This is a genomic window from Leptothoe sp. ISB3NOV94-8A (assembly GCF_043421595.1).
GTDB lineage: Bacteria > Cyanobacteriota > Cyanobacteriia > Phormidesmidales > Phormidesmidaceae > Leptothoe > Leptothoe turfae.
Window position 1 is genome coordinate 5435113 of sequence record NZ_JAXSQW010000001.1, and the last position, 21192, is coordinate 5456304.

The following is a 21192-nucleotide window of genomic DNA, read 5'->3' on the forward strand; positions in this document are numbered from 1 at the left end:
TGTGGCGTTGTTGCAAAATTGGTAACCTGGCGAATTTAGCCAGAATTCCCTTTCATACTGAGGACAAGCAACTCGTATGAGACGTAAGAAAACCCATGGCAAAGTCAATGAGAGCAGGCCTAGCAATCCTTGTGGCAGTCGCTAGCTTAGTGAGCTGTGGGGCGGCCACTGAAATGAGTATCAGTGGTGATGAGTTTCGCTCCAAAGCCCAGGCTCCAGCCGAAACAGCAGCAGTTGCTGAATCAGCCAACATCTTGACAGCTCAAGAAGCAATGGAAGCCGATGCAAGCAGACCTGTCGAGCCCCCCAATGATGCCGCTGTAACCTCTGGCCAACCTCAGCTGATTAAACGCGCCCAGCTTAACTTAATCGTCGATTCGGTCGATGATGGCTTAAAGAGCGCCTCACAAATTATTCGCACTCACCAGGGCGATATTCTAGACCTCCAAGACAATCAAATAGAGGCAAGTCAACGCACGGCCTACTTACGCATTCGAGTGCCCCAAGCGAATTTAGATCCTCTCTTAGAAGCATTGAGTAACCTTGGCACTATTCAACAGCAGGGCTTAAGTGCTGAAGATGTGTCCACACAAATTATTGATGCTCAGGCTCGGCTACGTAATCTCCGAAAATCAGAGGAATCTTTGCTCAAAATCATGGAACGCTCCGGTGAAATCTCCCATGTGTTAGAGGTGTCTCGCGAACTAAGTCGTGTACGGGAGCAAATTGAGCAAATTGATGCCCGTGTGCAAAATTTACAGACCCAGGTACGTTACTCCACAGTTGATTTGTCATTGGCAGCAGCTGTTGCACCACAACCCATTGGGCGTCCCCTCGGCGAAACGATTAGTACCACATGGCGAGATGCTACCCAGTCAGTCGGCAACCTGACGGTAGGGCTTATGCAGCTAGGGTTATGGTTAGTGGCCTATAGTCCCTATCTATTAATAGTGGTGATTGCTAGCGTGCTGGGTTATCGCACCATTCGCCGTCGGCCTAGCTAGGGCTAACGTCCATAATAGTCTTGGTACCAGGCAACAATTTTCGCAATGCCCTCCTCTAAAGGAGTGCTTGGAGCAAACCCTACATCCGCGGTCAAATCAACAACATCCGCATAGGTTACTGGCACATCGCCTGGTTGCATGGACATCATTTCCTTGACAGCCGTTTTTCCTAACACTTGCTCAATAATCTCGATAAAGCGCATTAGCTCTACTGGGCTATGATTACCGATATTGTAGAGCTTGTAGGGAGCAGCCGTATTAAAGGCATCATCTGTGATCGGTTGAGGCAAGTGCCGTAGCACCCGTACTACACCTTCGACAACATCATCAATGTAGGTGAAGTCCCGTTGCATTTTGCCGTGGTTGTAAACTTGAATGGGACGGTCGTTTGCGATCGCATCTACAAACTTAAAATAAGCCATATCTGGCCGTCCCCATGGACCATAGACCGTAAAAAAGCGCAGCCCTGTCGTCGGCAGATTATACAAATGACTGTAGGAATGAGCCATCAACTCATTTGCCTTCTTAGTTGCAGCATAAAGCGATACCGGATGGTCCACATTATCCTCTGTGGTAAGAGGTTATCAATGCCATAAACAGTTTCGCCCTCAGCTAACAGCAGCTACGCTAGAAAATAGCCAATAAAACCAGCTACCCCTGTCACCAATACAGTCATAATGCAATAAATTCCATTAATCGCGCTTACTATAAAGTATCCTGCCCTCGGCAACACCAAAAGCTGAAACAAATCTAGGCTTCACCCAGTGATGCTAAACAAGATTAGAAAAAACGCATGAGGCAGCCTCTCAACTTCCGAGACAAAATTTATGATCACTTCAAAAACCGTGCCAAAGGTTTAGAGTTCGTTTTTGAAAAATACTTGAGCAAAACAAACTATTTCTGATTAGTTTGGCCTTAACTTTGTCCTTATTCACCACATATTTTCAACTGGGCATATAGCTTGAAATATTTTTTAGAGAAGGGTCTCCCATAAAGGTGAGGCCTCTTAGGGAACAAGTATTCAAACGAATTCAATCTTATTTAAAAGTATGTGCTGGCAGCAGCCATATCTTTAATTTTGAAGAGGAAACAACTGTTCTACATCAGTGCTAGGATTGCCAGAGAACAAATGTGAAAGAAGTAAGAAGGACGTAGTTGTAAATGCAAGAAATTGACAAGTCAATATCTTTTGATGGACGGGATATTCGACTTAAGGTGGGTCTTTTTGCCCCCCAAGCAGGCGGTTCAGTACTGATTGAGTCTGGAGAAACTGCTGTATTAGTAACCGCAACCCAGTCCGCTAGCCCAAGGGATGGCATCGATTTTTTACCCTTGCTAGTTGACTACGAAGAACGCCTCTACGCAGCAGGGCGGATCCCAGGTGGCTTTTTACGTCGAGAAGGACGTCCACCAGAAAGAGCAACTCTGACCAGTCGTCTTATCGACCGGCCCATGCGGCCCCTATTCCCATCATGGCTACGGAATGACATTCAAATCGTTGCCACCACTGTCTCGATGGATCATGATGTTCCACCTGATGTTCTGGCAGCCACAGGCGCATCTATCGCAACTCTACTAGCCCAAATTCCGTTCCATGGCCCTATGGCAGCGGTACGGGTAGGTCTAATTGGTGATGATTTCATTATCAATCCTACCTATAAGGAAATTGAAAACGGCGATTTGGACTTGGTCGTTGCCGGTTCACCTGACGGTGTGATCATGGTTGAAGCTGGAGCCAACCAGCTGCCTGAGCAAGATGTTATTGAAGCGATTGACTTCGGTTATGAGGTTGTTCGTGACATCATCCAGGCTCAGAAAGACATCTTGGCGGAGTTAGGTGTTGAGCAAGTGACTCTGCCTAGCCCAGAAACAGATTCAACTCTGACAAACTTTTTGTCAGAGAAAGCAACCGATGGCATCAAAGATATCCTGAAAGAATTTGAGCTTGCCAAGCCAGAAAGGGATGAAAAACTGGATGCACTAAAAGCTCACATCAGCGAACAGCTGGATGAGCTGGATGACGAGGATCCCATTAAAGTAGCTGTCACAGAAGATGGCAAAGCGTTTGGCAATGCCTATAAAGGCTTAACCAAAAAGTTGATGCGCGCTCAAATCCTTGAAGAGAGGGTTAGGGTCGATGGTCGTAAACTCGATGAAGTGAGACCCATTAGCTGCCGCACAAAGGTGTTACCCAGTCGGGTTCACGGTACAGGACTATTCAAACGGGGCCTTACCCAGGTCATGTCTGTAGTTACTCTGGGCACTCCAGGGGATGCCCAGATGACGGATGACCTGCATCCCGATGAAGAGAAACGCTATCTGCACCATTACAACTTCCCTCCTTACTCCGTTGGTGAAACTCGCCCCATGCGTTCACCAGGACGTCGAGAAGTTGGTCACGGAGCACTAGCCGAACGCGCATTGCTGCCTGTCCTACCATCCATGGGCGACTTCCCCTATGTGATTCGGGTTGTGTCTGAGGTTTTGTCCTCCAACGGCTCAACCTCCATGGGCTCGGTATGTGGTTCCACCCTATCCTTAATGGATGCTGGGGTGCCGCTATCAAAGCCGGTAAGCGGTGCTGCAATGGGTCTAATTAAAGAAGGCGATGAAATCCGCATTTTGACCGATATTCAGGGTATCGAAGATTTTCTCGGCGATATGGACTTTAAGGTTGCCGGTACTGACAGTGGCATTACAGCATTGCAGATGGATATGAAGATTACGGGTCTATCCGTAGAGACCATTGCAGATGCAATCAACCAGGCTAAGCCTGCTAGATTACATATCCTCTCCAAGATGCTGGAGGCGATCAATGCCCCACGCACTGAGCTATCACCCTATGCGCCTAGACTTCTAAGCTTCAAGATTAACCCCGAAATGATCGGCATGGTCATTGGCCCTGGCGGTAAGCAAATCAAGAGCATTACCGATGAAACCGGAGCCAAGGTTGATATTGCAGATGATGGCACCATTACCGTGTCCTCAGTGGATGGAGCAGCTGCAGAGCGGGCTCAGGCCATTATCGAAGGCATCACCTTCAAGCCTTCGGCTGGCGATGTATATGTGGGTAAGGTCACTCGCATCATTCCCATCGGCGCGTTCGTCGAATATCGACCTGGCAAGGAGGGCATGATCCACATCTCCCAATTGGCAGACTACCGTGTCAATAAGGTCGAAGATGAGGTAACCGTCGGTGAGGAAGTGCTAATCAAAATTCGGGAAATTGATGGCCGTGGCCGTGTCAATCTCACACGTCTTAATATCCATCCAGATGAAGCGGCAAAAGCGCGTGAAACAGCTGGCTTAGCACCGGAATAACCCCCTTTCGTATGGACTAACATCGTATGGACTAATAGTTGATGCACGTGAGGCCTGGCAAGCATCTGCCAGGCCTCATATGTTTTTATCGATGATGTCCCCTATCTTTTTTGCAATCTATTGACCTGATTTGCACTGGGTTCAGGTTTCTCGGTAGGATGCTGGATGCAATATTGAGAGCAAAATTAAACACCCGTGCGAAGAATTGTTATCGCTGGTAATTGGAAGATGCATAAAACCCAGGCAGATAGTCTGGCGTTTTTGAATGGTTTTTTGCCTCAGCTAGAGGCCACCCCTGAGGAGCGAGAAGTTATTCTATGTGCTCCTTTCACGGCCCTGACCACACTTTCGAAAACACTCCATGGTTCACGGGTGATGATAGGGGCTCAGAATATCCACTGGGAATCTTCTGGTGCCTATACCGGAGAAATTTCTGGGGAAATGCTGACGGAAATCGGTGTGCGCTATGTCGTTGTTGGTCATAGTGAGCGCCGTGAGTATTTTGGGGACACCGATGAAACGGTTAATTTACGGTTGAAAGCGGCTCAAGCTGCTGGACTTACCCCCATTCTCTGTGTTGGTGAAACCAAACAGCAACGCGACGCAGGTGACACAGAAACCCACGTGGTTAACCAAATCGAAAAGGGGTTGATGGGGGTTGATCAAAGCAAATTGATTATTGCCTATGAGCCAATTTGGGCCATTGGAACTGGAGATACCTGTGCCTCAGAGGAGGCTAACCGTGTGTGCTGGCTCATTCGCTCCCAACTGGCAAATAAAGACGTGCCCATCCAGTATGGTGGCTCGGTCAAACCAGGAAATGTGGATGAAATTATGGCCCAACCTGACATTGATGGTGCCTTAGTGGGTGGAGCAAGTCTAGACCCTCAGAATTTTGCACGCATTATCAATTATCAATAACGCACATACCGCAGCTATCTATCTGGTGAGCTTAAATCATGGGTAACGGGCTCTAATTTATTATTGCTGATAGGATAATCATCTTCATGCATGCAGTAATGGGCATGGACGTAGATGCGATCGCGACCCTGTTGCTTAGCATGATAGAGCGCTAAATCAGCAGCCTGGAGCAGGTCTTGGGACGCGAGGTGACGTCCAGGGATAACGGTGGCAATTCCCATAGTTAACGTCACGTCCTCAGCAATGCCAGACGTTGCGTGGGGAATCGCTGCTTTAGCAAGCAGACCCTTTATGGCAAGGGCAACGCTATGGCCACCACCCGTGTCAGTGTTGGGCAAAATCACGGCAAATTCTTCCCCCCCATAACGAGCCACCAAATCTGCAGGGCGACGGATACAACGAGTCAGAATATCACTAACTTTAGCTAAGCAAATATCTCCCGTCGGGTGGCCATAGTAATCGTTGTACCGCTTGAAATAGTCGATATCACACAAAATCAGGGTGAGCGGCTTTTGATCCCGTGCTAGCCGCTGCCATTCGGCATCAAAATAGCGATCAAATCGTCGCCGATTAGCCAGCCCTGTAAGGCTATCGGTTAATGCCAGGGATTGTAAATCTTGGTTTTCTCGCCTTAGCTGTTCGTACGAAAGGCTGTGATGCAGTGCGATCGCAATCTCATCCACTAGGACTTTTGCGTGTTCTAACTCATCCTTCGTCCAAATATTCGCCTGATCTTTGCGACCAATCGCAACTATGCCCCAAGGTTTATCCAGTGTTTGTGTCTGCCGCTTATGAGGCAAGTGTATTGGCCCTAATAGCCAAGACCCAGGGAATTGACTAAGCCACTGCTGATGTACTGGCAACTGGAGAACAGATTGGTCATTAACCATGATGGGAAACGGCTGCTCTAGCTTTGCAATCACACTCTCTAACCCGAGATAATCATTCAAAGCATTCGTTTGATGGGCATTACTCGTTGAACAGAGTGATGACTCTACAGACTGCCAACAGCCTGGAGCATTTTCAAGAAGAAATATGCTGTCTGCCTGAAAAAAGTCCATCAGTGACTGTACAACAGTCTTATAGATATCATTGATTGATAAAACTTGTCGGATCTGCCGAATGGTTTCCCGTAAGTCAATCTGTTGTTGTATCTGCCGTTGAAGCTGCTGAGCATGATCTACAGCATCTTCAGGATCAGAGAAGCAAGCCATCCTTGAGGAAGGTTCGAGGGATTGATGAAATTGCCCAATAGAGGCAGAAACTGTATGCCAAGATGAACACCATCCCGGCTCATCACACACTGAAGACTTCACAGGTAGCAGTGTCTGTAGCTGAGATGATTTTTTACTGAAAGACCTGTGGTACATAGGATGCCCAGGAATAAAGGAAGTGCAATCAGTGACAACACCCGTCAATGCTTACTAGGCTTAATGTGCCACTCGCTTTGGTGAGCACTTCATCCAGAAGACGTGCAATGTCGTCATTGGGTTAAAACACCAGGTAACATAGCCATCCAGCCCCCAAATGCATTTCTCAACCGCACATGCGTAGGTTTTTCGAGAACATGCAAAAGCGCATAGTCTACAGGCGTAGATACATCAGGATAATGATGAAATTGTCAAAATACAACACACAAACCAACTGCTAAAAGCTAGCTACAGAAGGAAATCGCCAGTTTTCGGACTGCTCTTTCTGACTCAACAGCTACCCTTGCTAGCTGCACTTTACAACACAACTCATCTATAAGTATCAAGCCCTATTCAAAGAACTTCTATCGTAGAAAGACTGAAATCAATCATGATAGCCGCTACAGATTGCTCAACCTACACACTAAAAACCATTGATACAACAGACAAAAAAAGCAGTTAATCACCATTGCTAAGAATTGTAAAATTAGCCAGGCACACTGCATCCAAAATATTTTTTTGCCCGAATGTTGCTGCATGCCCATGCTTGGCAACGCAACCTGTTTCAAAAACAAGTGTCACACTCTAACGCTCTGTAATCGTTAGAGTTTTAAGAAATGGTCTAGACCGGCCACTAAGGAGGGGGGCCAACGTCGTACTTTTTTGACCCACTTTAAATCGGCATAGCGACGATCAAGGCCTCTTGCAGCGGCCCACTGACTCTCAGCTTCTCCCCAGTTCCCCGTTTCCCACAATGCAGCTGTCAAGGCAGCACGCACATCTGCATAGTTGGGATACTTACGTGCAAGGCTTTTGAGTACTTGCACTGACTTGGCCCGTTCACCTACTTCAAACAGTGCAATTCCGTAGTTGGCATACCCTAACGAAAAACTCGGTTGAATCGTAATCGACTTTTCGTAGTCTTTAAGCGCAGCTTTCCAATCCCCCTGAGCGCCTTTAGCATTACCACGATTGTTGTAAGCCGCTGGATCGTCAGGGGAGAGCTTGAGGAGCCGATTATAGTCATCAATGGCTTCTTGCCAATTCCCCACAGCTTCATAGGCCGCGCCTCGGTTGAGATACGGATCCGGTTGCAATGGGTCTAAGGCAATGGCCTGGTCGTAATCGTGAATTGCATCCTGAAGTTTGTTTTGACTGACTCGCACATTGCCACGGTTGCTCCACACAGCAGGTTCATCAGGTAATGCTTCAACCAGTTGCGTCCATACCACTTCCGCTAGGTCAAATTTACCTTGACGGGTCAAATCAAAAGCCTGATGGCGTAAACCATTAATATCAGCCTGGGAGCCCCCTATCGGCCCTGCCAACGCTGGTAATAACGATAGAGGAGTGAAGCTGAGACATAGCCCCAGGACAACTGCAATTAACCAACGCATAGTGTGCCAAGAAGTTTCTCTCTATAGCTTAGGTGGATTGCTCGACACTTGCTAGGTAGATCCAACCGTTCATGGGTACCCGGTGGTGGCACTATTGCAACGTGATCCAGTCGTGCTCAACCCGAGCAATTAACCCACCTGGAAACGGATCGGTCTGGGTGCGGTTAGGGGCATCGGCTAAGGCTACGAGTTTTTCAATATGGTCAAAGGTTGGCTGCTGAGGCAACACCCTTTGCAACAACCGACGAACGACTCGACGCTGTAGTGCTAAAGGGGCAGCTCGCAATAGTAATCGACGCATACGCCAGCCATTCTGGTCCATCCGATTAATCACCTCGCTGTAGAGTTGCTGAGATTGCGCTTCTAGATAAGTCACCTCAGCAGTAAAAATTTCGGCGGTTTGGGCCAGGGTGGTTTCGACATTGGGATTAAAGTGCGATCGCAAATAAGGCATCAGCTCTTGACGAATGCGATTGCGACGATAGTGCAGGTTCTCGTTAGAAGCATCTTGCCAGACAGGTAGCGCCAGTTCTCGACAGAACAGCCCCGTCTCTTGACGAGTCAGCTGTAGTAACGGTCGAGTTACATAAACATCCTGGTGGGTAATACTGAGAGGCCGCTGCCAGCTCAATGCCTGCACCCCATCAGCACCACTGCCCCGCAACAGGTTATAAAGCACAGTTTCAGCTCGATCAGTTGCCGTATGTCCTGTAACCACATGGCAATAGCTATGGGTGCTAGCCAACTCTGCAAATATGCCGTAGCGCCAACTGCGGGCAGCAGCTTCTGTTTTCGGTAGTTCTGGGGCTGTCGCCACAAAATAAGGGAGTTGCCACTGCCGAACAAGTTTTGCCACATGGGCAGCGTTATCAGCAGAGTCAGATCGCCAGCCATGATCACAGTGCACGACTGCCAGCTGCCAATTCCATTTTGGCTGTAGGTCTAACAATAGCTTCGCCAAACACAAAGAATCCTGCCCTCCAGACACTCCCATTAAAATGGCTGTGTCTTTAGGAAGCAGGGACGTTGTCTTAAGTAAAGTATGAATCTTGGCGTGAATGGCAGTCCAAGGCATGGCAGGTCAGCGGTGAATTGTAAATCACAAACAGCTCTATAGGGGCGGCCAAGACATTGGCACGAGAAGCAAGGTGACCAGGGGCAATCACTGCTAGCAACGCAACCGTAGCAGCCAGGGTCAAGGTAGAGCGGGGCTTAAACATATCTAAAAACCTCATTTTGATAAAAGCCGTGCCCACCGAAAAGCCACAGGATGTAACCGTCAGTTACAGAAACATTAGTAGTAAACCACCAATAATCTTGTCGTCACCCAAAAATTCAGACGACTTAAGATGTACTGAATAAACAACAAATATCTAGATATCCTAATTTTTCAAGAAGTAACGCCCTATATTTGCCCCATTCCAGGCAAGCTTCACTCTTAAATACACCTGAAAAGGAATAGATGAAAACGAATCAAACATAATATGTGTCGAGTTCAACCTTATGACCCATTCAATAGCAATGTGACAATCAATATCGAAAACCCTGAGGGCAATCCAAACATGCGCTGATTAGAAAGAGGTTTGGGCTCTATAGTGGTTTATGCTCTTCGGTGACCACTGAGTGGTCGATTTTTTATCTGTAGTTAAAGGCGTCCTAGAAGCACTCTTAGCCAACTCGAATATGGATAACGGCGCAGGCAAAAATATAACCAATCAAGAGGTTTTCGATAGTCCTCTCCAGCCAGACGAGCCTACTAATACTGATACATCTGAGCAGTCGAATATGTCTGAGCAGACATCGCAGCTAGACCCTGCAACGTCAGTCACGGCTGATCATGAGGCTGATCAAACTAGCCGCTCCGCGCTGTCTGCACGGTTAAAGAGAACGCAAAATGTAGAACTCTATGTATTTGAAGAGGAAAATAATGACGAGGGTGACGCCTTGGTCGATGTATCGTCTTTAGACCTAGAGGTAGACCAGTCAGAAAGCGTCTCTAAACAGCAGGTTACCTTTAAGAGCGAGCAAGGGCGACTACTACTGATGCTGTCTCCCGCAGCGGAGAAAAAGTTCACCCCGGTGGAGTGGGACGAGTTATGTCAACAGCTTTCTCGCCGTCTTAACTCTGAAAATCGTTTCTTTCAACCCAATACAACGGTGCATCTAATTGCCCGTGATCGACTGCTCGATAATCGTCAGCTGCAAGAACTTGATGAGCTATTGCAAACGGCTCAGCTAAGGATGAAGCGTATTTATACGCAGCGGCGACAGACGGCGGTTGCGGCGGCCACAGCAGGCTATTCCGTAGATCAGCAAACCTTAGAACATCTGACTGATTCCCGGGATCCAGGGAAAGCGCTGGAAACGCCTCTCTACATACAGTTGACCGTGCGCTCTGGAACTGAAATTCGACATCCAGGTTCCATTGTCGTTTTAGGTGATGTGAATCCGGGGGGATCCTTGATCGCCGCAGGCGATATTTTTGTTTGGGGTCGTCTGCGGGGTATAGCCCATGCCGGTTCAGATGGTAATTCAGATTGCCGAATTATGGCATTGCACATGCAACCAACACAGCTACGCATTGCCGATAAGGTGGCTCGGGCACCGGAAAAACCACCGGCCTTATATCAGCCAGAAGTTGCTTATATTAGCAATGAAGAAATTCGGATTGCGATCGCATCCGAATTTGCCCAGATTCACCTCAATGTCCCTTGAAAAGAGGGTTCCAGCACAGACTCAAGCACTTGCATAGGGCGATCCACAAAAATTCCCTGGAGAATTTCCCATAAAATTTGCCACAACGTGCGATTATTGCCCTACTTGAGCCCTACCCTTCGCGCACACCGTCCTCAATCGCCCATTTAATTCATGGCTATGAACCGCATTATTGTCATTACCTCCGGTAAGGGAGGCGTTGGGAAAACCACCTGCACGGCCAACCTGGGAATGGCCCTAGCCAAGTCAGGTAAACGCGTCGTAGTAATTGATGCTGACTTTGGGTTACGTAACCTAGATCTACTGCTGGGCCTAGAAAATCGCATCGTTTATACAGCCCTAGACGTACTGGCTGGTGAATGCCGCCTCGATCAGGCACTGGTCAAAGATAAACGTCAGCCGAATTTAGCCCTGCTACCTGCTGCTCAGAATCGCTCTAAGGAATCCATTACCCCAGAGCAGATGAAAAAACTGGTCAGAGCCCTGACCAAGGCCTACAACTTTGTATTAATCGATAGCCCCGCTGGAATTGAGATGGGTTTTCGCAATGCGATCGCAGCAGCCCGCGAAGCCATTATTGTCACCACGCCTGAAATCTCTGCCGTCCGTGATGCTGACCGGGTAATTGGTCTTTTAGAAGCCAATGACGTTAAGGCAATGCGACTGATTATCAATCGACTAAAGCCGTCCATGGTGGAAGCTGAGCAAATGATGTCGGTGAAGGATGTGCAAGATATTTTGGCAGTGCCACTGCTAGGGGTCATTCCCGATGATGAGCAGGTGGTAGTCTCAACTAATAATGGGGAACCCCTCATCCTAAGTAAGGATCTTTCTCAAGCAGGTACTGCTGTTTCCAACATTGCTCGTCGTCTACAAGGAGAAAAAGTCCCACTCATGGATCTGAGTGTGCCAAAGGATAGCTTTTTAAAAAAATTACGTCAGTTATTTAACTAGTTTTTTATTCAAACGGTTGATGGACAGCGACCGTTGATTTTGCCATCCGCCTCATCGGAAACGATCATGATTAGTGAATTCCTAGAAAGACTCTTTGGAACCCCTGAACCGGTTAGCCGTGACACGGCTAAACAGCGCCTTCGGCTTGTTTTGGCCCATGACAGATCTGACATCTCACCCCAAAACTTAGAAAAGCTGCGCAAAGAAATCTTAGAGGTCGTTTCGCGTTATGTAGAGATCGATTTTGATGGTCTGGAATTCTCTCTAGAGTCAGACCAGCGGGTAACGGCATTGATGGCCAATTTACCAATCCGACGCATACGGCCTAATCCACTAGAGCCCGATAGTCCGGTAGAGGCAACCAAGGAGCCTAATCTTGAACTCGAAGATACTGCCATTGATCTAGATCAGGTGGTTGAGGAGGCCTCAGAAACGGCTGACATTCCCTTGGATTAATTGGATGATCGCCATTGACGATTGTATTCGTAGATTGCGATCGCACCCGCCGTCTGTACATTTAATGATTCCACTCGTCCATATTGGGGGATGGTTAGAGTCACATCACACATAGCAGCAATATCAGCTGGAATACCCGTTAATTCACGGCCCAATATTAACAAGGTTTTTGCCGGAAACATGTAGTCTGTCAACGTTTGGACTGAACCGCCTACCGTCAGAGCAACACGGACATAGCCATTCTGCTGAGCTAACCATTGGTCCAGCTGTTCTGGTGGACAATACTCTAATGGTTGCCAACGCTGTGCAGATGCCGAAATTTTACGAAACTCCCAGGAAACATCAGGGGCAGGCAGAATCAGCCGGTTCACCCCTAACACTTCGCAGGTACGACATAAGGCAGCCTGATTCGTAGTGTTCTCGATCAGTGATGCACATACAACCAAGTCCAGAACTGATTTAGGTACATGCCCCCTATGCTTGTGGGTCATGGGCACTCTCCGCTAAACCCCATAGTTAGGGGCATAGTTAGGGACGAATGCCTAATCCCCTGGCACAAGCTCCACGTTTAATTCATTGACAACACGGCGGCGTAGCTCTTTAGATTCTTCACGAGGCATCAGATCAAACACCTCCCTAAAAACATCATCGACCTCTTCATAGGTAACGGCACCAGTCTGGTCAAAGCGCACTTTACCACTACCATCTAGCACCAGAGTTTGAGGAACTGAACCTTTGAAGTAATACCCTGACTCATTAGGCGAAAATGAATCTTTTAACGGCACAGCATCAGCCATCACAGGTACAAAATTAGCGACCCTGCCATAGGGAGCCTGTAGCTGTGAAATGACAAACGAATATTCTTTGCAGTCGCTGCTGTCATCGACATAGAAAAACAGCAGCGTTGGCTTTTCTTGCTTGAGGGACTGCGCCAAGTTGACACGGGGGGGCACAATGGCTCCATTTCCCGCATAGAGGGCAAAAATATTGCCGTCATATCTATCGTCAGTGAGGCTCGCCCAAGCGTGACCAGGATTGCACAAGGTGGGGATGAGGAAAGTTGCGATCGCAATACCAAACACCACCCAACGCTTTATTAAAGAATGATTGACAACTGCTCTCAACTGTCTAATCACAAAACTGCCCATAACATCCTGGTTTTAATGCCTACACTATTACCATTACGCCACAGAACGGACACTATCTCCCACAGCAGCTATAGGAAGAACACCACTAACTACCTCGAAAACTTTCAATTACAGTCAGCAATTCACCCTTGGCTTCAGAGTACGCTTGCGCAGTTGTCCAACCAACCACCTGAAAATAGCTGTTTTCCCCCTCAACTGTTGTGTGTAAGTACGTCACAGCTTGATTGTCCACATTCCCTTGGATTTCATACTGCACAGCATTAAGGCCATTCAGCGAGGTAACATTTGTCGCTTTATCAGGCTGTTTCTGGCTCAACCCTCTATCAAAAAAACTTAGATACTGGAGGGCATGATTACCCAAGGGAAACCCATCCAACTCAGACTTTTTAGGATCGGCCAAGACCATGACATACATCGTCCGATCTTCGTGGGCAACATATAAGTCAGCATCAGGACGCAACGTCTGGACATCAACCCATCCCGCAGGAAGCGTTAGCTGCACATCACTCTCTTCGTTTTTCAATAGCGTCTGACCATTGGACAAGTTTTGCATCGAAATCGCATTGATGACATCTTTAGTGCGCTCACCCACGCGGTTACAGCTGGTGAGACCGAGCAATAAACATGTTGAAAGCACGAGTGCTGAAAATGATTTCACTCTACCCTGACGTCCTTGAAGATCAAATCTAAAAACCATTGATTTACACCAGTTTCGCAGCATTTTTGGCATTTTACAGCGTTCGTCCCATCATTAGAACAGAGGCTTATAACTATCTCCATGCTCACAACAGGAGAAACAAAATGAAGGCCAAGCATCAAGACACTTACTAGGAATATCTTGACTTAACGTGCTAGATACCCATTAGCCAAAGCATAGACCACATCTGGCTAAAATCTTGAGTTTCTAACACCAAAAACCACAGTGATTAATTCAGAGCATCCGTGAATTACAGTTTCCCAAACCCCAAGGTTATCGCTTTGACCTATGCTGGACTATGGAAATTTCTTCATAAAAATTAGAGACCATGCTTAGAGCTGGAATCGTCGGGCTCCCCAATGTAGGTAAATCAACCCTTTTCAACGCACTAGTTGAAAACGCAAAAGCCCAAGCAGCGAACTTCCCGTTCTGCACCATTGAACCCAATGTTGGCGTGGTGGCAGTGCCCGATGCTCGTTTAGCTGTCTTGACCGAAATTTCCAAATCAGAAAACACGATTCCAGCACGCATAGAATTTGTAGACATTGCTGGCCTTGTCAAAGGCGCAAGTAAAGGTGAAGGCCTCGGCAACCAGTTTTTGGCTAACATCCGTGAAGTAGACGCCATTGTCCATGTAGTGCGTTGTTTTGAAAATGACGACATTATTCACGTTGATGGCTCAATTGACCCGCTGCGCGATGCCGAGATTATTAACTTGGAACTGGCCCTGGCTGACCTAGAGCAAATTGAACGCCGCATGGAGCGCGTTCGTAAACAAGCACGGAGAGATCCAGAAGCCCAAGCGGAACTGGCTGTGCTTGAAAAAATTCAGCCTGTGCTAGCCGAAGGGAAATCAGCACGCCTTGTGGAGCTAGAAGACGACGAAGAACTACTCATTAAGTCCTTAGGTTTTTTAACCCGCAAACCCATTATCTATGGGGCGAACGTATCAGAAGATGAACTTGCCGAGGGCAATGACTGGGTTGAGCAAATTAAAACCCTGGCAGCAAAAGAAAATGCACAGGTAGTCACCATCTCCGCTCAAGTCGAAGCAGAGCTCCTAGAGCTGCCAGAAGATGAACGCATCGACTTTCTAGAAGCACTTGGAGTGGAAGAAGGAGGACTTAAATCCCTCATTCGAGCCACCTACGATTTGCTCGGGTTACGCACATATTTCACCACTGGTCCCCAAGAGTCCCGTGCTTGGACGATCAACGCAGGCATGTCTGCCCCTCAAGCAGCAGGTGTTATCCACAGCGATTTCGAACGGGGCTTTATTCGGGCTGAAACGATTGCTTACAAGGACCTGGTAGAACACGGCTCTATGAACGCTGCCAAAGAGAAAGGCCTATTGCGCAGTGAAGGTAAGGACTACGTGGTGCAAGAAGGGGATGTCATGCTCTTTAGATTTAATGTTTAGGCCATGGTGAATGCGGAGAAGACCGTGCCATCAAGATTGCATCTCAAGCGCCCATGCCTATTAGTGGCAGATTTGGAACAGTCCCTCAGACTATATCGTGACTGTTTGGGCTTCCAACTCGACTATGTAGGCAAGGCGGATGCTGATTCCTATCTATACTCAGCATTTCAGCTGCCAGCAACCGCACAGCTGCGGTTCGCAGCCCTGAGCACAGAGGAAGAGCCCCGCGCCTTGGCACTCACGGAGGTTAAAGGCAGCTGTTTGCCACCAGCTCCTGTGCCTCACCGTGGCGCTACCGTCATTCGCATTCCCTCCTTGGCTGCCGCCTTGCCCCAGATCCAGTCCTTGGGTTTAACACCCATTAAAGCGAGTTCCTTTAACACCCCTCCCGACCTCAAATTTACAGAACAGGCCGTTTGTGACTTTGATGGCCATTTACTAGTCCTTTACGAAGTGCAACGGATCTCTGAAACTTAGGTCTACTGCCCTGGCGACGATCCCACGCATTTATCAGAAAAAATCTATTCCCAAAGGCTGTCCATCCATGGCAGATCCGATTAGAATCTGTCCAACGCCTTATACGTTGGCTCGAATACTGTTGTGGCAAATCGGTTTCTGAAATCTCCGTTGACAATCCCTTATTGGGCCGCCCTCTCACTGATGATGAACGGGGTATTATTTATTGCGCTGCTAGTCATTTGGCAGGACAAATCTGGCGGCGGTGACCCAACAGTCCTGCCGCAGGCGAATGCCGCCTATGCCACTGATCCGACATCTGCCATTGAACCAGCAGCACTAGAGACTCAACCGAATCGACGGCGTCTGAGTTACCAACAGTGGGTCAGCCTGTTGGGGCAAGAAATTGAGACCATGGCTGATAAAAACCCAGATCACCTGACTATTTTGCTAGGTGACTCGCTGAGTTTGTGGTTTCCAGCAGAATTGTTGCCTGGGCGTCGGATATGGATGAATCAGGGGATTTCCGGCGAAAAAACCTACACCCTACTGTCACGTCTACACCTGCTTGATGTTGCCAATGTCGACACCATCTTTTTGATGATTGGTATTAATGATCTGATCTGGGGCCAAAGCGATCAAGATGTCCTGAACAACTATCGCGACATCATGGACTATCTGGCCACCAATCATCCTGATACCCAAGTGGTAGTTCAGTCCATATTGCCCCATGGCGCAGAAACCGCCACCTGGGAAAGCCGTCATCTGTTACTCGAATTGCCCAACGAACGGATTCGAGCCATGAATCAGTCCTTAGAAAACATCGCAGATGATTACGATGCTTACTATCTGGAACTGTATCCGATTTTCTCCAACGGTGAGGGCAAACTGAGACCGGATTTAACGACCGATGGCCTACACCTGAACCGAGAAGGGTATTTGGTGTGGCGTGCTGCGATCGCACTTTATAGTCAACTGGAATTGCCATAGGTGAGCAAGGGAATGGGCAAAGACCCCAGTTTGAGACCCCAACATAAATTTTGAAGGGTATTAAAAGCTTTGGCCACTCAAGCATTGAAATTTATCTCTACTCTCTAGTCCCCACTCCCTATTCCCTAGTCCCCACTCCCTATTCCCCTTTTCGGTAGACTAGGTACATTCGCTGCATCTTTGTAAAACCAATGGATACCAGAGCATTTCGCCGTAGTCTCAACAAATCCGATAACTACTACCGCAATCAAGGCTTTGGAGAAAAAGAGCAAATTGCGGTTCAAATGGATGACGAATACCAAAGCGACCTCATTCAAACTATCCGCAACCAGGGTTATACCTACACTCAAGGCGATGTAACGATTAAGCTTGCTAAAGATTTTGGTTTTTGCTGGGGCGTAGAACGCTCCATTGCCATGGCCTATGAAGCTCGCCAGCATTTTCCAAACCAGCGTATTTGGATTACTAACGAGATCATCCATAATCCCGGTGTCAATGAACGTCTCCAGGAAATGAACGTTCAGTTTATCCAGGTCATCGACGGCACAAAAGATTTTTCAGGCGTTGAGCAGGGTGATGTGGTAATTTTGCCCGCCTTTGGAGCCAGTGTTGACGAAATGAAGCTCCTCAACGAGCTTAACTGCACCATTGTCGATACCACTTGTCCCTGGGTATCTAAGGTCTGGACGTCCGTAGAGAAGCATAAAAAACAAGCATTTACCTCCATAATCCATGGCAAGTACCAGCATGAAGAGACCGTAGCCACCAAATCCTTCGCAAATACATACCTGGTGGTTCTCAACCTGGACGAAGCACAGTACGTTGCTAACTACATTCTTAACAGCGGCAATTCTCCAGAGGAAAGGCTGCGCAAACGCACCGAGTTTCTGGATAAATTTGCCAATGCCTATTCACAAGGTTTCGATCCTGACCAAGATTTAGGCGCTGTGGGCGTTGCCAATCAAACCACCATGCTCAAAGGGGAAACCGAACAAATTGGCAAACTGCTAGAACGCACCATGCTGAAAAAGTATGGCCCTCAAGCCATTAATGAGCATTTTTCCAGCTTTAACACCATCTGTGACGCCACTCAAGAACGGCAAGACGCCATGTTTGAGTTAGTCGATATGGACATGGATCTGATGGTGGTGATTGGTGGTTTCAATTCATCGAATACGACCCATCTACAAGAAATTGCCATTGAGCGTGACATTCCGTCGTATCACATCGATGGTCCCCAGCGCTTAGGGCCTGGCAACCAGATCGAGCATCAGCCACTCCATCAAACCCCAACCGTTTCTAAAGATTGGTTGCCCACTGGCAAAATTGTGATCGGCATTACCTCAGGCGCATCAACCCCTGATAAGTCAGTGGCACAGGTCATTCAACGCATATTTCAACTCAAAGCAGAGCAACCAGCTCCTGTCGTTGCACAACCATCCGTCTAAGGGATTAGCTGCGGTGAATAAGCTAACCCTTTGAGTAATAGGTTACCTATGAGTTCCAATCGTACTCCTGGTGCAAGCAACAGGGACACCGAAAGGGAGCAAATCAAAGCTAGGCGTTCTAAGTGGCGTCACACCAGTGATTTTCCCTAGAATGGAAAGATGGGTATACCAGATTATTCCCATTTTCTCATTGAGGGGCAGATATGGGTCTTATTGTTGCTTACCCGTTCAATTTTAATGCTTCGACATTAAAACCTATCGGCAGCCTCTGGGGAGCAGTCCATGCTTTTTAAAAAGCAATTTCATGATTCATACGCAGACATCCCAGCCCACTCTTATGTCTCGATTTATACTTTTCAATAGCTTTGGCAGTGCTTCAGTAGGCACACGGGTGCCATTACATCCGAAAATCATTAATTCTTTTAGGTAGACTTAGCTGACAATATGTAAGTTCCTGATTGAGTTCCTGGTGACTATGGTTCGTACAGATATCCAGAACGCCCAACACGTCTTATACGATTTCTTTCTCTACAGTGTCCAAACGGAACCTGTTGACGTTGTTTTGGCCACATTTCGTCGTCTTTTTGTGGATTACACAGAATCATCCACTGAATCAGAGCTTCCTGTCGCCCTATATTCTATAGTCATTGCGAACAGCGAACAGCAGTTTCTATTTACCCTCAAACGGGTTTGCTACATCCTAATTAACAACTGGGGCATTCAACGCCAACCAGACGCCATCCGCGCTCTGATCAAGATGTTTGATGACCAAGTTTTAATGCGTCCTGGGTTTTCGCTAATCCTCAAGCGACTGCGCATTTGGATGCGGAACTTTATTACCAGTCAAGACTTTCATGATCTGAAACTGTTTGCAGCCCGCTACGAACAGCATGAACATTGGAGCAATCGATATACATCCTATTTATTGGCTCCTCAGTATCTAAATCTAGAGAACCCATTAGAACAACGCGAAGCCGCTCGTCACTTATCGTCACAGCTGAAGTCAAAGTTTCGCTTTGATCTGGCAATGTATACAGCCAAATCCCAGATGGAGTCTCCGCCCACAACAATCGATAACCCAACGGTATTAGGCGAAGCTGCCATTAATTTGATCAAGATGCTGCTGTTGCAGCCAGGTCGTTTTGGCTATGAGAACCTGGCAAATTTGTTGCGTAAACAATGCCAGCAGCTGACTTACTGGGAATTTAAACGGGCGTTATTGCACTATCTAGCCTATGCACTCCCCAATACCCCCATTACTCGCGCCCTCAAAGACAAATTACCCGACTCTGTTTTGACAATTTACAGGCACAATAACTCGGAGTTATTAACAGAAGCTCTGATTTTACGTACCTGCAAACGAGTCATTGACATTCTTACCTGTGAAGATGGGGTACAACCGTCCAAATTCTTTAGTATGTTCCTAGCCCAAGGAAACCCACTGGTGCTAGTCATTTTATTGCTCAAAATTGCCCTATTTTGTCCCAATGTACAATCTCATCTAGAGCTTCGTATTGCTAGCTTAATTCGATATTACGAAACCTATTCAGAAGAAGACTGTCGCTGGGTCATCAACTTTTTTGAGGTATTTCGCATTACGTTTGCAGTCTATGCAAGCGGCACTCTTTACAACTTAGTGCAGATCTCCACAGACGATGCGACTGTGCCGCCCCTCAGTACCTATCGGATTTTTTCACAACTGCGAGATCAGCATCTGAACTTTAACCAAGTTGCAGCAGAGCTTGAACAGCGCATCATGGAGGACGAGACCTTACAACAACACTTGGTAGCCCAAACTCCACTAGAAATCGCAACTATGCCTCCCACCATGCAGGACGCGATCGCAAGTTAGTCTTGCTGGCGGGCAAACTGATAGGCCCCATTCATGGAAAGTGCGATCGCAACTATCAACAACACAGGAATCGAGTACCAAGGAAACTCATTCAGGGGTTGATACGCTACAGCCCGTAAGCCAATGGTTGTATAGGTGAGGGGCAGCAGATAAACAATGCCCTTTAGCACAGCGGGCAGCGTAGATGGGTCAAAAAATGTCGCCCCCAGAAATGACATCGGTACAATCAAAAAATTGTTAAAGAGTCCAACGCTCTCCAAGGACTTAACATTTAAGCCAACAATTACCCCTAAACCAGCAAACACCGCACAATTCAGCACTAGCAGCAATAAAAACAGTGGGTGCAAGAAACTCCATACATCACGGGTAAACAGGATGGCCACCAAAATCACTGAGCCAGCCGTTAACAAACCACGTACTATCCCTGCCAACATCTTTCCTAAATGCATCGCTAGAGGATGAATGGGAAACAGCAGCATTTCCTCAAAATTTCTCGTAAACAGTCGCTCACCACAAATCGAGAACGTGGTTCCACCAAAGCTAATCACCATGGATGATAGCGCCACCATACCAGGCAGAATAAATTCTAAATAGCTATCCCCTACGGGGGGGCGGGCAGCTTGGTCGAGAGAACTCCCCAACCCCAACCCAAACGCCAAAATATAGATAAGGGGAGACACCAACCCTGATGCCGCCACTTGAGGAATCCGCACCCGCAAATCCAACCAGTCCCCCCAAAAAATGGTCCAACTGTCTGCAAACAGGGTCTGTAGTGTGCGAGCTCGGAATATTTTCACAGCTTATAAATCCGAAATCTTAAATGTGTCTTTATTATCAATGGTTACGGTGCCATTTTCCCCATATATTCATTACGTATCTATATTGACCTTATTGACCTTACTCAAGAAATTCTATAAATTTTTTCCACCAAATAAATAATTCACCATATTTGATGATTGTTCTTTGTTACTACCACTAGATATGGTGTTTTCCTGGGAAGAAAA

Annotated in this window: 18 protein-coding genes and 2 pseudogenes; 11 read left to right on the forward strand and 9 right to left on the reverse strand. The window is 47.4% G+C overall.

Annotation, left to right across the window (positions count from 1 at the left end):
• Nucleotides 1-95 precede the first annotated feature (95 nt).
• Nucleotides 96-1004: a DUF4349 domain-containing protein gene (locus SPB21_RS23255; protein ID WP_163701868.1), complete on the forward strand. Its 909-nt coding sequence runs from the start codon at nt 96-98 to the stop codon at nt 1002-1004.
• 2 nt (nt 1005-1006) lie between these two features.
• Here SPB21_RS23255 and SPB21_RS23260 read toward each other — a convergent pair.
• Nucleotides 1007-1585: pseudogene (locus SPB21_RS23260) on the reverse strand (NAD-dependent epimerase/dehydratase family protein); the annotation flags it as partial.
• A gap of 580 nt (nt 1586-2165) precedes the next feature.
• Between SPB21_RS23260 and SPB21_RS23265 the strand changes: the two are divergent.
• Together SPB21_RS23265 and tpiA are read left to right on the forward strand one after the other, a co-directional pair.
• Complete coding sequence (locus tag SPB21_RS23265) at nt 2166-4325, forward strand: polyribonucleotide nucleotidyltransferase (protein WP_163701866.1); 2160 nt, start codon at nt 2166-2168, stop codon at nt 4323-4325.
• Between the two features lie 195 nt (nt 4326-4520).
• A complete protein-coding gene (gene tpiA / locus SPB21_RS23270; RefSeq protein WP_163665801.1) occupies nt 4521-5246 on the forward strand; it encodes a triose-phosphate isomerase in 726 nt (241 codons plus the stop codon).
• Between the two features lie 14 nt (nt 5247-5260).
• On the opposite strand, the gene SPB21_RS23275 is transcribed toward tpiA, so the two are convergent.
• From SPB21_RS23275 to SPB21_RS23290, 4 genes are all read right to left on the reverse strand, one after another.
• Complete coding sequence (locus SPB21_RS23275; RefSeq protein ID WP_499867830.1) at nt 5261-6460, reverse strand: sensor domain-containing diguanylate cyclase; 1200 nt, start codon at nt 6458-6460, stop codon at nt 5261-5263.
• Nucleotides 6461-7257: 797 nt separating this feature from the next.
• Nucleotides 7258-8052 carry a tetratricopeptide repeat protein gene (locus SPB21_RS23280; protein ID WP_163701862.1) on the reverse strand — a complete coding sequence of 265 codons (795 nt, stop codon included), beginning with the start codon at nt 8050-8052 and terminating at the stop codon, nt 7258-7260.
• A gap of 91 nt (nt 8053-8143) precedes the next feature.
• Entirely contained in the window at nt 8144-9127 is a 984-nt protein-coding gene (gene tilS, locus SPB21_RS23285; RefSeq protein ID WP_163701860.1) for a tRNA lysidine(34) synthetase TilS, read from the reverse strand.
• Nucleotides 9084-9272: a hypothetical protein gene (locus SPB21_RS23290; RefSeq protein WP_163665815.1), complete on the reverse strand. Its 189-nt coding sequence runs from the start codon at nt 9270-9272 to the stop codon at nt 9084-9086. Before SPB21_RS23290 ends, tilS begins: the two co-directional genes overlap by 44 nt.
• A 403-nt stretch (nt 9273-9675) precedes the next feature.
• Between SPB21_RS23290 and minC the strand changes: the two genes are divergently transcribed.
• The 3 genes and pseudogenes from minC to minE all read left to right on the forward strand — a co-directional run.
• Nucleotides 9676-10767, forward strand: a complete 1092-nt coding sequence (gene minC, locus SPB21_RS23295) for a septum site-determining protein MinC (RefSeq protein ID WP_348918023.1) — start codon at nt 9676-9678, stop codon at nt 10765-10767.
• Between the two features lie 159 nt (nt 10768-10926).
• Nucleotides 10927-11721 (forward strand): septum site-determining protein MinD, encoded by a 795-nt coding sequence (gene minD, locus SPB21_RS23300; RefSeq protein ID WP_036018754.1) that lies wholly within the window; start codon nt 10927-10929, stop codon nt 11719-11721.
• A 66-nt stretch (nt 11722-11787) separates the two neighbouring features.
• Nucleotides 11788-12060, forward strand: a pseudogene (gene minE / locus SPB21_RS23305) (cell division topological specificity factor MinE); the annotation flags it as partial.
• 113 nt (nt 12061-12173) lie between these two features.
• Here minE and SPB21_RS23310 read toward each other — a convergent pair.
• The 3 genes from SPB21_RS23310 to SPB21_RS23320 all read right to left on the reverse strand — a co-directional run bounded on the left by SPB21_RS23310 (nt 12174) and on the right by SPB21_RS23320 (nt 14022).
• Nucleotides 12174-12668 carry a TrmH family RNA methyltransferase gene (locus tag SPB21_RS23310; RefSeq protein ID WP_499061587.1) on the reverse strand — a complete coding sequence of 165 codons (495 nt, stop codon included), beginning with the start codon at nt 12666-12668 and terminating at the stop codon, nt 12174-12176.
• Nucleotides 12669-12719: 51 nt separating this feature from the next.
• A complete protein-coding gene (locus SPB21_RS23315; protein WP_163665821.1) occupies nt 12720-13325 on the reverse strand; it encodes a thylakoid membrane photosystem I accumulation factor in 606 nt (201 codons plus the stop codon).
• Between the two features lie 85 nt (nt 13326-13410).
• Nucleotides 13411-14022, reverse strand: a complete 612-nt coding sequence (locus SPB21_RS23320) for a hypothetical protein (RefSeq protein ID WP_163665823.1) — start codon at nt 14020-14022, stop codon at nt 13411-13413.
• A 328-nt stretch (nt 14023-14350) separates the two neighbouring features.
• On the opposite strand from SPB21_RS23320, the gene ychF reads away from it, so the two are divergent.
• The 5 genes from ychF (at nt 14351) to SPB21_RS23345 (ending at nt 20188) form a co-directional block, all read left to right on the forward strand.
• Nucleotides 14351-15442: a redox-regulated ATPase YchF gene (gene ychF / locus SPB21_RS23325; protein WP_163701853.1), complete on the forward strand. Its 1092-nt coding sequence runs from the start codon at nt 14351-14353 to the stop codon at nt 15440-15442.
• A 3-nt stretch (nt 15443-15445) separates the two neighbouring features.
• The gene (locus SPB21_RS23330; protein ID WP_163665827.1) at nt 15446-15919 is read left to right on the forward strand and encodes a VOC family protein; all 474 of its coding nucleotides are present in this window, start codon (nt 15446-15448) and stop codon (nt 15917-15919) included.
• A 123-nt stretch (nt 15920-16042) separates the two neighbouring features.
• Nucleotides 16043-16888 carry a GDSL-type esterase/lipase family protein gene (locus tag SPB21_RS23335; RefSeq protein WP_348918027.1) on the forward strand — a complete coding sequence of 282 codons (846 nt, stop codon included), beginning with the start codon at nt 16043-16045 and terminating at the stop codon, nt 16886-16888.
• 191 nt (nt 16889-17079) lie between these two features.
• The gene (locus SPB21_RS23340; protein WP_163701850.1) at nt 17080-18336 is read left to right on the forward strand and encodes a 4-hydroxy-3-methylbut-2-enyl diphosphate reductase; all 1257 of its coding nucleotides are present in this window, start codon (nt 17080-17082) and stop codon (nt 18334-18336) included.
• 475 nt (nt 18337-18811) lie between these two features.
• A complete protein-coding gene (locus SPB21_RS23345; protein WP_163701848.1) occupies nt 18812-20188 on the forward strand; it encodes a Sll1247 family protein in 1377 nt (458 codons plus the stop codon).
• Here the strand turns inward: SPB21_RS23345 and SPB21_RS23350 are convergent.
• Nucleotides 20185-20985 carry an ABC transporter permease gene (locus SPB21_RS23350; RefSeq protein WP_499867831.1) on the reverse strand — a complete coding sequence of 267 codons (801 nt, stop codon included), beginning with the start codon at nt 20983-20985 and terminating at the stop codon, nt 20185-20187. The genes SPB21_RS23345 and SPB21_RS23350 overlap by 4 nt on opposite strands.
• Nucleotides 20986-21192 lie beyond the last annotated feature (207 nt).